Genomic DNA, 13,243 nt, shown 5'->3' with positions numbered 1-13,243 from the left:
GGGGCGCCTCCTTCCGGCAATCCCGACGCCTGGGCCGTCGCTTCTCGGCACTCGCCCGCGCGGTGCTCAACAAGCCACCTGCGGTCACCTCTTGGGCGTCTTCGCGTCACCCTTGTGGCTCACGCACGAGCCGTCGATCATGGTCGAGGCAATGGTCAAGGCGCCTTGACCGGCAAATGGACAAGAAGTCTTGACCATAGATCGGCCACGCCACACGATGGAACGAGCCAGAGGGCAGGCGGAGCAGCTCCGGAACTCGCGTCACGCACAACACTCCGGGGAGCGCCCGCATCCGGCCTCCAACCAGGAAAGCCGCATTCTTCCCACCGCACCCCGGTCCCGTGACCCCGGCAACCGGGGGCATCGATGCATGCCCAGACGACGGGAGTTGGACGACGTGAGCACGTCCGTTGAAGAGACCTTCGACGTTGTAGTGGTCGGCGGAGGCCCCGGCGGGTCCTCGGCCGCCGGACTGATCGTCAAGCAGGGGCACCGAGTGCTGTTGCTCGAGAAGGAGAAGTTCCCCCGCTACCAGATCGGCGAGTCGTTGCTACCGGCCACCGTCCACGGGGTCTGTGGGCTCCTCGGTGTCTCCGACGAGATCGACGCCCAGGGCTTCACTCCCAAGGCCGGCGGCACCTTCCGCTGGGGAAGCAGCCCGGAGCCCTGGTCTTTCGTCTTCGCCCTCTCGCCCAAGCTGGCCGGCCCGACCTCCAAGGCCTACCAGGTCGAGCGGATGAAGTTCGACGACATCCTGCTGAAGCACGCGGCCAAGCTCGGCGTGGACGTCCGCGAGGAGTGCGCCGTCACCAAGGTCCTGGAGACCGGTGACCGGGTCTCGGGCGTGGAGTACACCGACGAGCACGGCATCAAGCGCATCGCGCACGCCCGTTACGTCATCGACGCCTCCGGCAACCGCAGCCGGATCAACAACCACGTCGGCGGCGAGCGCGTCTACTCCGATTTCTTCCGCAACATCGCCCTCTTCGGCTACTTCGAGGGCGGCGAGCGTCTTCCCGAACCGAACAGCGGCAACATCTTCTGCGAGGCCTTCAGCGACGGCTGGTTCTGGTACATCCCACTCGCCGACAACCTGACCAGCGTCGGCGCGGTCGTGAGCCGCGACAGGGCCTCCGCGGTCCAGGGCGACCAGGTCCAGGCGCTGGAGAAGCTGATCGCCAAGGCCCCTCGCATCTCCAAGATGCTGGACGGCGTCAAGAGGGTCACCGAGGGCACGTACGGCGAGGTCCGGGTCCGCAAGGACTACTCGTATCTGAACACCCGGTTCTGGAAGCCCGGCATGGTTCTGATCGGGGACGCGGCCTGTTTCATCGACCCGGTGTTCTCCTCCGGTGTCCACCTGGCCACTTACAGCGCGCTGCTCGCCGCCCGCTCGATCAACAGCGTCTTCGCCGGCGAGTTCGACGAGGAGACCTGCTTCGAGGAGTTCGAGAAGCGCTACCGCCGCGAGTACCACGTCTTCTACGAGTTCCTGGTCTCGTTCTACGAGACCCACACCGACATCGACTCGTACTACTGGTCCGCGAAGAAGGTCAATCGGACCTCGGACTCCGAGCTCGAGTGCTTCCTCGACCTGGTCGGCGGCGTCGCCTCCGGCGAGACTGCCTTCGTCAGTGCCGACGCGACGCGGGAGAGACTGCAGAAGGCCGCCGAAGCGCTGGACAACGGCGCCAACATCGTCAGCGCGAACGGCGGCGACGACGCCCTCCCGCTCTACAAGTCCGAGGTCATCGGCAACCTCATGGACCAGAGCGTCGAGGTACAGGCCCAGGCGGCCTTCGGCAGCGAGTACGAGAGCGAGGCCCCGCTCTTCGCGGGCGGCCTGATCGGCTCTCCCGACGGCCTGCGCTGGGCCCGGCCCGTCGACTGACCCCTCGTCCCTTACGCCAACGCAACCCTCTGCGCCGGCACAGCTCGGCCCATAACTCTGAGAGAGAAGCCGTGGAGAATCCTGTCGTTCCTTTGTCGTTTGCGCAGCGGCGGTTGTGGTTCTTGTCGCGTGTGGAGGGTGCGTCGGGGACGTACAACGTGCCGTTGGTGGTGCGGTTCTCGGGGCTGTTGGACGTGGTGGCGCTGGAGGGTGCGCTGGCGGATGTGGTGGGCCGGCACGAGAGTCTGCGGACGGTGTTCCGGGAGGAGGGTGGTGAGCCGGTCCAGGTCGTGCTGGAGGGGGCTCGGCCCGGGTTCGAGGTGCGGGAGGTTTCCGTGGCTCGGCTGGAGGAGGAGCTTGCCGATGCGGGTTCCTGGGTTTTCGACCTCGCTGCTGAGATTCCGGTGCGTGCGGTGTTGTTCCGGGTGGATGACGCCTCGCACGTTTTGTTGCTGGTGATGCATCACATTGCTACCGATGGATGGTCGGCGGGTCCGTTGCTGAGGGATCTTGGTGTTGCGTATCGGGCGCGGTGTGTGGGTGATGTGCCGGGGTGGGCGGAGTTGCCGGTTCAGTACGCGGACTATGCGTTGTGGCAGCAGGAGTTGTTGGAGCAAGTCGGTGGGGGGCAGCTGGCGTTCTGGCGTGAGGCGTTGAGGGGTGCGCCGGAGGAGTTGGCGTTGCCGTATGACCGGCCGCGGCCCGCGGTGGCGTCGTTCGCCGGTGAGTCGGTGTCGGTGCGGTGGGGTGGGGAGCTGCGTTCGGGGGTCGAGGGGCTGGCGCGGCGGTTGGGTTGTACTCCGTTCATGGTGTTGCAGGCGGCGGTTGCCGTGTTGCTGCATCGGATGGGGGCGGGGGTCGATGTTCCGCTGGGCACGGCGGTGGCGGGTCGTTCGGACGAGGCGTTGGACGATCTGGTCGGGTTCTTTGTGAACACGGTGGTGCTGCGGACGGATGTATCGGGTGATCCCACGTTCGAGGAGCTGCTGGGCCGGGTGCGGACCACCGATCTGTCGGCCTTCGCGCATCAGGACGTGCCGTTCGAGCAGGTCGTGGAAGCCGTCAACCCGCCGCGTGTCCTGGCTCGCAACCCCCTCTTCCAGGTCTGCGTGGGGCTGGCCGAAGGAGCAGAGCCCCAGTTCGAGGCTCCGGGACTCGCCGCCCGTGTCGAGACGGCCGCAGCGGACGACGCCCGCTTCGACCTGGACTTCAACTTCGCCTTCGACGCGGATGGTGTCGATGTCGAGTTGACGTTTGCGGTGGATTTGTTTGATCGGGTGACCGCGGTGGGTTTGGTGGAGCGGTTGGGTCGGGTGTTGTCGGGGGTGGTGGCGGATCCGGGGTGTCGGGTTTCGGCGTTGGATGTGTTGGGTGAGGAGGAGTGGCGTCGGGTTGTTGTGGAGTTGAACGATTCGGCGTGGGGGGTGGTGTTCGAGGGGTCGGTTCAGGAGCGGTTCGCGGATCAGGTGCGGCGTTCGCCGGATGCGGTGGCGGTTTCGTGTGCGGGTCGGGAGCTGTCGTATCGGGAGTTGGATGAGCGGGCGAATGGGCTGGCTCATCGGTTGATCGGTTTGGGGGTGGGTGCGGAGTCGCCGGTGGCGCTGGTGATGGAGCGGTCGGTGGACACGGTGGTGGCGATTGTTGCGGTGTTGAAGGCGGGTGGGGTGTATCTGCCGTTGCATGTGGGGCTGCCGGTTGAGCGGATGGAGTGGATTGTTGGTGAGGCGGGTGCCTCGGTGGTGGTGGCGGATCGTGTGATGGCGGGGCGTGGGCTGCCGGGTGGTTGTTCGGTGGTGGTGGTTGAGGATGTGTTGGCGGGTGGGTTGCCGGCGGGGGATCCGGGTGTGGTGTCGCTGCCGGAGCAGTTGGCGTATGTGATGTTCACGTCGGGGTCGACGGGTGAGCCCAAGGGTGTGGGGGTCACGCATCGGGATGTGCTGGAGCTGGCGGGTGATCGTCTGTTCCGTGTGGGGCATGAGCGGGTGTTGTTGCTGGCGTCGTTTGCTTTCGATCCGTCGACGTATGCGTTGTGGGTGCCGTTGTTGCGGGGTGGCCGGGTGGTGGTGTCGCCGCCGGGCGATCTGGAGGTGGGCACGGTCGCGCGGTTGTTGCGGGAGGAGCAGATCACCGGTCTGGATGTGACGGCGGGTCTGTTCCGGGTGATCGCGGAGGAGGCTCCGGAGTGTTTTGCCGGGGTGCGTGAGGTCTTCACCGGTGGAGACGTGATCTCCCCGACCGCTGTACGACGCGTCCTCGAGGCCTGCCCCGACACCGTCGTCCAGGCGACCTGCGGCGCCACCGAGGTCACTCTCTTCGGCATGCACCACGCCCTCAGCTCGCCCGACCAGGTCGGTTCACTGGTTCCGATCGGGCGCCCGCTGGACAACATGCAGGTCTACGTTCTCGACGACCGGCTCCAGCCCGTGCCCGTGGGGGTACCCGGCGAGCTGTACTTCGGCGGCTCGGGTCTGGCGCGTGGGTATGTGGGGCGGGCTGGGTTGACCGCGGAGCGGTTTGTGGCGAATCCGTTCGGTGTGGCGGGTGAGCGGATGTATCGCACGGGTGATGTGGTGCGGTGGAACTCGGCGGGTGCGCTGGAGTTCGTCGGTCGTGCCGACAATCAGGTCAAGGTCCGTGGGTTTCGGGTGGAGCCGGGTGAGGTGGAGGCTGTGCTGTCCGGCTGCCCGGGTGTGTCCCAGGTGGCGGTGGTGGTGCGTGAGGCCGCTGCGGGTGACAAGCGGATCGTGGCCTATGTGGTGGGTTCGGTGGAGCGGGCGCGGGCGTTCGCGCGGGAGTCGCTGGCGGAGTACATGGTGCCGGCGGTGTTCATGGAGCTGGACCGGCTTCCGCTGACCCGGAACGGCAAGGTCGACCACCGTGCTTTGCCGGAGCCGGTGTTCGGTGAGTCCGCGGGTGGCCGTGCGCCGCGCACGGTGTTGGAGGAGATCCTGTGCGGGCTCTTCTCCCAGTTGCTGGGCGTCGACGCGGTCAGCATCGACGACGACTTCTTCGCTCTCGGCGGCCACTCCCTCCTTGCCACCAAATTCGTCAGCCGGGTCCGTTCTGTTCTGGAACTCGAGGTTTCCCTCCGCGAGTTGTTCGAGGCCCCGACCGTTGCTGGTCTGGCCGCCCGGATCGAGAGCGCGCAGAGCCTTCCCGCTCGTCCTGCTCTGCTCGCGAGTGAGCGGCCGGAGCGGCTTCCGCTGTCGTCCACGCAGCGGGGGTTGTGGTTTTTGTCGCGTGTGGAGGGTGCGTCGGGGACGTACAACGTGCCGTTGGTGGTGCGGTTCTCGGGGCTGTTGGACGTGGTGGCGCTGGAGGGTGCGCTGGCGGATGTGGTGGGCCGGCACGAGAGTCTGCGGACGGTGTTCCGGGAGGAGGGTGGTGAGCCGGTCCAGGTCGTGCTGGAGGGGGTTTCTCCCACGCTGGAGGTGCGTGAGGTTCCTGCCCGGCGTCTGGAGGAGGAGCTTGTTGAGGCGGGCGCCTGGAACTTCGATCTGGGTGCTGAGATTCCGGTGCGTGCGGTGTTGTTCCGGGTGGAAGACGTCTCGCATGTTCTGTTGCTGGTGATGCATCACATTGCTACCGATGGATGGTCGGCGGGTCCGTTGCTGAGGGACCTTGGTGCTGCGTATCGGGCGCGGTGTGTGGGTGATGTGCCGCAGTGGTCCCGGTTGCCGGTTCAGTATGCGGACTATGCGTTGTGGCAGCAGGAGTTGTTGGAGCAGGTCGGTGGGGGGCAGCTGGCGTTCTGGCGTGAGGCGTTGAGGGGTGCGCCGGAGGAGTTGGCGTTGCCGTATGACCGGCCGCGGCCCGCGGTGGCGTCGTTCGCCGGTGACTCGGTGTCGTTCTTGGTGGGCGCCGGGGTGCAGCTGGGGATCGAGGAGTTGGCCCGGCGTTCGGGCAGCACCCTGTTCATGGTCGCTCAGGCGGTGACGGTGGCGCTGCTGAGCAGGATCGGCGGTGGTACGGACATCGTGCTGGGCACGCCGGTGGCGGGTCGTTCGGACGAGGCGTTGGACGATCTGGTCGGGTTCTTCGTGAACACGGTGGTGCTGCGGACGGATGTATCGGGTGATCCCACGTTCGAGGAGCTGCTGGACCGGGTGCGGACCACCGATCTGTCGGCCTTCTCGCACCAGGACGTGCCGTTCGAGCAGGTCGTGGAAGCCGTCAACCCGCGGCGTAATCTCGCGCGGAATCCCGTGTTCCAGGTGATGTACAGCTTCTTGGAGGAAGGCGCGGACGGTGGCGTGGTGGAGTTTGCTCCGTTGGCCGGTGTGCTGGACGGGGTGGAGCTGAAGCAGTCCAAGTTCGATGCTCACGTCACGTTCACCGCTCGGCGGGGCGAGCGCGGTGAAGCGCTGGGGATGGACATCCAGGTCGAGTACGCGACCGCGTTGTTCGACCGGTCGACGGTGGAGTCGATCGGGGAGGCGCTGACCGGTCTCCTCAAGCGGGTGGCGGCCGATCCGCAGGCGCGGATCAGCGCGCTGGAACTGCCCGCCGCCGACGCGCTGGCTGCGCGGCCCGACCCGGTTCTCGCGGTGGCCGAGTCACCGTCCGCCCTGGTCAGGGACGCCGGAAGCCGGTATCACGAGGTGCTGCTCGGGCTGTTCCGGGAGTTGCTGCACGACGAGGAGATCGGTCCGGACGAGGACTTCTTCGACCTGGGCGGACACTCTCTGCTGGCCGCGCAGCTGATCGCCTGGGTCCGCGAGGAGACCGGAGCGGAGATCAGCATTCGCGAGCTCTTCGAAGCCCCCACCGTCGCAGGCCTGGCGCAGGCGATCGCCACGGGCAGCGGCAACTCCGGCGGCATGACGGGCGCCCTCGCGCCGGTGCTTCCTCTGCGGTTCGGTGGTTCCGGCACACCACTGTTCTGCGTGCACCCGGTCGCGGGCATCGGCTGGGTCTACTCCGGCCTGTTGCGCCACCTGGACCCGGAACGGCCGGTCTACGCCCTGCAGGCCCGCGGGCTCACCGACCCGGACGGCAAGCCGGCCTCGCTGTCCGAACTGGTGGCGGACTACCTCCGGCAGGTCCGCACGGTCAGCCCCGAAGGCCCCTACCACCTGCTGGGCTGGTCCTTCGGCGGTGTGGTCGCCCAGGCCATGGCGACCGAGCTGGAACGTGTGGGCGCCGAGGTGGCTTCGCTCACCCTGCTGGACAGCTATCCGCCGGACCCCGCCCACGCGTGGACCGAGCGGTTCGACTACGACGACCCGCGTGCGGCTGCGGAGCTGGCCAGGTCACTGGGGGTGGAGCCGGGCGCACCGGACGGACCGCTCGCGGACCTGACGCCGGCGCAGCAGGAGGCAGTGCTGCACGTGTTCGTGGACAACTACGCCTTGATGGGCGAGGCGGATCCGGCTCCCTTCGACGGGGACGTGCTCTTCTTCGCCGCCACCGAGGACAAGTCGGCCGACGCGACCCGTCCCGAGGCCTGGCAGCCCTGGGTGTCGGGCGAGCTGGTGGTCCACCCGGTCGCCAGTACGCACGGGGCGATGACCGGCAGCGCCGCACTGGGGGCCATCGGTCCGGTCCTCGAAAAATGGCTGCGGTCCCGCAGCGAATAGCAGAAAATTACCGGAAATACGACTTCGGTATTCCAGTCGCGCAGGAGGTACGGCTGGAATTCCGGGCTGCCCGTAAATGCCGGTCAGGCATTTTTTCGGTGCCAGTCTAGAAGCGTTGACAGTGCCATTTTCGGGGAAATAGCATCGGTTTCACCGACTTCTTCGAATTTCTCGCTCTGTATTTACTGCTCGCCGTGAATCAGACGCGAATACCCGTGTTCAGAGTTGAGCCGGAGCGGCGGCTCGCCGACTGCTTTCGCCGAGGTACGCGGTGTGGCACGGGTCGGTATCGAGGCATGCCGCTGAACCAGCCACCGTCCACGCGAGGACGGATCGAGGAGCGCTCGGCCGCAGGGCCGGCGCCGACCAATGGAGTGAGCATGAGCAACCCGTTCGAGGACCCGGAAGCCCAGTACCTGGTGCTGGTCAACCACGAGGGACAGCACTCGTTGTGGCCGCTGTTCGCGGCTGTCCCCACCGGGTGGAGCACCGCACACGGTCCCGCGTCCCGGCAGGAGTGCCTGGACTACGTGACCACCAACTGGACGGACCTGCGTCCGCGCAGTCTCGCAGCCCAGATGGACAAGTCCGCCTGACCCGAAGGCAGTCGCCGCGAGCAGCGAGGGGTACCCGGGATGACTGAGGCACGGGAAGATTTCTTCGACGACATGACCACCGACGACGACAGCACTTTCGACGCGATGAGCGTCGACCACGTCGAGCTCTACGTCAGCAGCCTGGCGACGAGCACCGACTGGCTGGTGGACCAGTACGGGTTCACGGTGACGGCCGACAACGCGGGTGAGGCAGCCAGGATCGGCGCCCGCTCGACGGTGCTCGACCAGGGCCGGATACGCATCGTGCTCACCGAGGGGCTGGACGAGACCCACCCGGCCTCGGTGTACGTCGCCCGGCACGGCGACGGGGTCGGCAACATCGCGCTGGGTGTTTCCGACGTGGCCACCGCCTTCGCCGCCGCGGTGCGGCGCGGCGCCCGCCCGGTGGCGGAGCCGCAAGGACGCGACGGCGCGGTGTCCGCGACGATCGTCGGCTTCGGCGATGTGCACCACACGTTCGTGCAGCGCCGCGACGAGAACGCCGAGGGGCCGGGCGGCCTTTCGGGGCTGAGTCCGGTGGCCGGGCGCACGCCCGCGGTCGACCCACGGCTGACCGCGGTGGACCACTTCGCGGGCTGCCTGGAGGCCGGGACGCTGGACGCGACCGTCGACCACTACGTGCGGGTCCTCGGCTTCTCGATGATCTTCGCGGAGGACATCGTGGTCGGCACGCAGGCGATGATCTCCAAGGTGGTGCAGAGCGCCTCCGGGGCGGTCACGCTCACCCTGATCGAGCCCGACACCACCCGCCAGCCGGGACAGATCGACTCCTTCCTGAAGAACCACGGCGGGGCGGGCGTGCAGCACGTCGCCTTCAATACCGACGACGTCATCCGTTCGGTGGGGCTGATGAAGGAGGCGGGGGTCGGCTTCCTGGACACCCCCGACACCTACTACCAGCTCCTCGCCCGGCGGGTCGCGGTGCGCCGGCACTCCGTCGACGAGCTGCGCGAGCACGACGTGCTGATGGACGAGGACCACGACGGTCAGCTCTTCCAGATCTTCACCCGCTCGGTGCACCCCCGCCGGACCCTCTTCATGGAGGTCATCGAGCGCTCCGGCGCCCGCACCTTCGGCTCCAACAACATCAAGGCGCTCTACGAGGCCGTCGAGTTGCAGCGCGCCACCTCCGGGACGCTCACGTGACGGTGAGCGACACCATGGCCCCCGTGATCGCGCCGCCGGTCGGGCTGGACGACGTGGAGCGGCTCGCGGCCACCTGCGTGCCGCCCGACGTCTGGGACTTCGTCCAGGGCGGCAGCGGCAGTGAGCTGACCCTGCGCGCCAACCGGGCCGCGCTGGACGACGTGGCACTGGTGCCTCGGGTGCTGCGGGGCAGCGGAGCCGTCACCGCGACCAGCCTGGTGTCCACTCCGGCGGGTATGCCGGTCGCGATCGCTCCCATGGCGTACCACGAACTGGTGCACCCGGAGGGCGAGACGGCCACGGCGCGGGCTGCCCGCGCCGCCGACGTTCCGTTCACGGTCGGCATGCTCAGCAGTCGCACGCTGGAGGAGATCGCCGAGACGGGGGCCAACACCTGGTTCCAGCTGTACTGGTTGACCGACCGAGGGCGGATGCTCGACCTGGTACGGCGCGCCGAGACCGCCGGCTGCCGGGCTCTGATGGTCACCGTCGACGTGCCGATCATGGGCCGGCGGCTGCGAGACCTCCGCAACGCCTTCGCACTGCCTTCCCAGGTCCGCGCGGTCAACATGGACCCCGCCCCGACGCGGGCCCACGCGCGCACGGCCGGCGCCTCGGCGGTGGCCGAGCACACCCGGGCCGCCTTCGATCCGTCGGCGAGTTGGCAGGACCTGGAGTGGCTGCGGGCGCAGAGCCGGCTCCCGCTCGTCGTCAAGGGCGTGCTGGACGGCGCGGACGCGGCCCGGGCCGTGTCCTGTGGCGCGGACGCGGTGGTCGTGTCGAATCACGGCGGGCGCCAGTTCGACGGGGCACCGGCGAGTGTCACGGTGCTCCCGGACGTGCGGGACGCGGTCGGTGACCGCGCCGAGGTGCTGCTGGACAGCGGAATCCGCAGCGGTACCGACATCCTGCGGGCCCTGGCTCTCGGCGCGTCCGGCGTCCTGGTGGGCCGGCCCGTGCTGTGGGGCCTCGCCCTGGACGGCGCGGCCGGTGTGGAGCAGGTGCTGTCGCTGCTGCGGACCGAGCTGGCCGACGGCCTGACCCTGCTCGGCTGCCGGGAGGTCGGTGCGGCCGCCCAGGTGCGCGCCCTGCCGGGCCCCCGGCCCGTACCGCCGTCTGGAGTGAGGTACCCGTGACCACCGAAGCGATCACCGGCTCCGCCGTCCTGCCGGGTAAGGACCCGGACATGGCCGACCTGCCCGCCGCGGACCTGTACACCGGCGACCTGCACACCGCGCTGGAGGACCCGGCGCTGTCCTCGATGAACCTCCTCAACGAGATCGCCCAGCAGTACCCCGAGGCGATCCCGTTCGCCGCCGGACGGCCCAGCGAGTCGTTCTTCGACGTCGAGGAGGTGCACGACCACCTGCGGGCGTACACCCGGTACCTGGCGACCGAGCGCGGGCTGAGCCCGGCCGAGGTCCGGCGCATGCTCTTCCAGTACGGGCGCACCAAGGGCATCGTGCACGAACTGGTGGCGCGCAACCTGGCCGTGGACGAGGGGATCGAGTGTGACCCCGAGGCGATCGTCGTCACGGTGGGCTGCCAGGAGGCCATGTATCTGGTGCTGCGCGCGCTGCGTGCCGGCCCCCGGGACGTGCTGCTCGCCGTGGCGCCGACCTACGTCGGTCTCACCGGAGCGACCCGCCTGGTCGACCTGCCGGTGCTGCCGGTGGCCGGCGGTGCCGAAGGGGTGGACCTGGAGGACCTGCGTGCCGTGCTCGACCGGGCCCGCCGGGACGGTCTGCGGCCACGCGCCTGCTACGTGATGCCCGACTTCGCCAACCCGTCCGGGCTGAGCCTGAGCCGGGAGATGCGGCTGCGGTTGCTGCGGCTGGCGCGGGAGGAGGACCTGCTGCTGCTGGAGGACAACCCGTACGGGATCTTCCACGGGTTGGGTCAGCAGCGGGTGCCCACGCTGAAGGCGCTGGACGAGCACCGCAGGGTGATCTACCTGGGCTCCTTCGCGAAGACGGCGTTGCCCGGGGCCCGGGTGGGCTATCTGGTGGCCGATCAGCGGGTCGCGGACACCCAGGGCCGGGTCGGGCTCCTCGCCGACCAGCTCTCGAAGATCAAGAGCATGCTCACGGTGAACACCTCGCCGATCGCCCAGGCCGTCGTGGGCGGCAAGCTCGTCAAGCACGACGCGAGCCTCGTCGCCGCGAACGTCCGCGAACGCGAGTCCTACAGCCGCAACCTGGGACGGATCCTCGACGGACTCGACCGGCGGCTGCCCGGCGCCGCGGAGCTGGGCGTGAGCTGGAACGCCCCGACGGGCGGCTTCTTCGTGGTGCTCACCCTGCCCTTCACCGCCGACGACGCGCTGCTGGAGCTCTCCGCCCGCAGCTACGGGGTCCTGTGGACGCCGATGAGCCACTTCTACGACGGCGCCGGCGGCGAACACCAACTGCGCCTCTCCGTGAGTGCGGTGACGGTGCAACAGATCGATCTCGGGCTGGACCGACTGGCTGCCCTCATCACGGACCGGATCGCCACGGGAGTGGACCATGCTTGATCTGAATGAGCGTTTGGCGAAGGTCGTTGCCGAGTTTCCGGATCGGCCGGCGGTGTGGAGCGGCTCCGAGCGTCTGACGTATGCGGAGTTGGACGCGGCGGTGGAGCGGGCCGCCGGTGTGCTGGTGGGCGTGGGTGTGAAGCCGGGCGCTCGGGTGGCGTTGCGCTTGGATCCGTCTCCGGAGCTGCTGGTGGTGCTGCTGGCGGTGTTGCGGACGGGTGCGGCGTACGTGCCGTTGGATCCCTCGGGTCCCGTGCGGCGTGCGGATCTGATTCTGGATGACGCGCGGCCGATGGCGATCGTCGAGGCCGGTGGTGAGGGTGTGCCGGTGGGGGCGTCGGCGCGGGTGCGGGTGCTGGACGCGGGCTCGCGGAGCGAGATGCCGGTGGATCCGGTGGATCGTACGGCGTACATCATCTACACGTCGGGGACGACGGGGGTGCCCAAGGGCGTTCCGGTCTCGCACCGGAACGTGGGGGCGCTGTTCGACGCGACCGAGGGCTTGTACGACTTCGGTGAAGAGGATCGCTGGCTGCTGTTCCACGCGGTCACGTTCGACGTCTCCGTGTGGGAGATGTGGGGTGCGCTGCTGCACGGCGCCGCGCTGTGCGTGCCCGACCGCTGGTCCGTGATCGACCCGCCCACCGCGGCCAGGCTGATCGTCGACGAGGGGATCACCGTCCTCAACCAGACCCCCACCGCCTTCAGCGCTGTCTCCCCCGAACTGCTGCGTCTGGAGGGATGGCACCGCCTCCGCTACGTGGTCTTCGCGGGCGAGCGGCTGATTCCGGCGGCGCTGCGGATGTGGGCGGAGCGGGTGGGGCTGGAGCGGGTGGCTCTGATCAACATGTACGGCATCACCGAGGTCACCGTGCATGCCACGTTCCACCAGGTGACGGAGCGGGATCTGGCCGGTACGGAGTCGGTGGTGGGCGCTCCGCTGCCGGGCTTCGAGGCTCTGGTGGTGGATGAGGCCGGCCGTCCGGCCGAGCGGGGTGAGCTGCTGCTGGCCGGTCCGCAGGTGGTGGAGGGCTATCTGCGACGGCCCGAACTGAACGAGGCCAAGTTCGTCGAGGTGGACGGCCGGGTGCACTACCGCAGTGGTGACGTGGTGGCCGCCGGCGGGAACGGGCTCCTGCGGTACGTCGGCCGGATCGACGACCAGGTCAAGGTGCGGGGGTTCCGTATCGAGCTGGGCGAGGTGGAGCAGGCCCTCGTCGCTGTTCCCGGCGTCGCCGCCGCCTGCGCGCTGACGCTCACGGCCGCCGACGGCCTGGTGCTCGCGGCCGCCTACAGCCCCACCGAGGGCACGAAAACGACGACCCGTGCGGTACGCGCCGCACTGCGCAAGACGCTGCCCGCCTACATGGTGCCGACCAGGCTGGAACAGGTCGCGGCGCTGCCCCGCACACCCAACGGAAAAGTCGACCGCGCAGCACTGAGCACCGCCTGGGACACCCCGGTCTGACCGGTGTCCCGAGCCAACCGACCGACA

General features: G+C 68.7%; 7 protein-coding genes. All 7 read left to right on the top strand.

The features are described from left to right. Positions 1-397: 397 nt before the first annotated feature. The 7 genes from ACFVWD_RS04840 (at position 398) to ACFVWD_RS04810 (ending at position 13,216) form a co-directional block, all read left to right on the top strand. The gene (locus tag ACFVWD_RS04840) at positions 398-1,891 is read left to right on the top strand and encodes a tryptophan 7-halogenase (protein ID WP_389593973.1); all 1,494 of its coding nucleotides are present in this window, start codon (positions 398-400) and stop codon (positions 1,889-1,891) included. Between the two features lie 71 nt (positions 1,892-1,962). Further along, positions 1,963-7,470: an amino acid adenylation domain-containing protein gene (locus tag ACFVWD_RS04835; protein WP_389593972.1), complete on the top strand. Its 5,508-nt coding sequence runs from the start codon at positions 1,963-1,965 to the stop codon at positions 7,468-7,470. 380 nt (positions 7,471-7,850) lie between these two features. Next, complete coding sequence (locus ACFVWD_RS04830; protein ID WP_389593971.1) at positions 7,851-8,066, top strand: MbtH family protein; 216 nt, start codon at positions 7,851-7,853, stop codon at positions 8,064-8,066. A gap of 39 nt (positions 8,067-8,105) precedes the next feature. Continuing rightward, the gene (gene hppD, locus ACFVWD_RS04825; protein ID WP_389593970.1) at positions 8,106-9,233 is read left to right on the top strand and encodes a 4-hydroxyphenylpyruvate dioxygenase; all 1,128 of its coding nucleotides are present in this window, start codon (positions 8,106-8,108) and stop codon (positions 9,231-9,233) included. Between the two features lie 2 nt (positions 9,234-9,235). Then, on the top strand, positions 9,236-10,369 hold the full coding sequence (locus ACFVWD_RS04820; RefSeq protein WP_389593969.1) for an alpha-hydroxy acid oxidase: 1,134 nt from the start codon (positions 9,236-9,238) through the stop codon (positions 10,367-10,369). A gap of 50 nt (positions 10,370-10,419) precedes the next feature. Next, entirely contained in the window at positions 10,420-11,748 is a 1,329-nt protein-coding gene (locus ACFVWD_RS04815; protein ID WP_389594048.1) for a PLP-dependent aminotransferase family protein, read from the top strand. After that, positions 11,741-13,216 carry an amino acid adenylation domain-containing protein gene (locus ACFVWD_RS04810; RefSeq protein ID WP_389593968.1) on the top strand — a complete coding sequence of 492 codons (1,476 nt, stop codon included), beginning with the start codon at positions 11,741-11,743 and terminating at the stop codon, positions 13,214-13,216. Before ACFVWD_RS04815 ends, ACFVWD_RS04810 begins: the two co-directional genes overlap by 8 nt. The last annotated feature ends 27 nt before the right edge of the window (positions 13,217-13,243 follow it).

The sequence above is a fragment of the Streptomyces sp. NPDC058086 genome (genome assembly GCF_042885015.1).
Classification (GTDB): Bacteria; Actinomycetota; Actinomycetes; order Streptomycetales; family Streptomycetaceae; genus Streptomyces.
The sequence above is the reverse complement of the archived record's forward strand: the minus strand, read 5'-3'. Positions and strand labels throughout refer to the sequence as shown.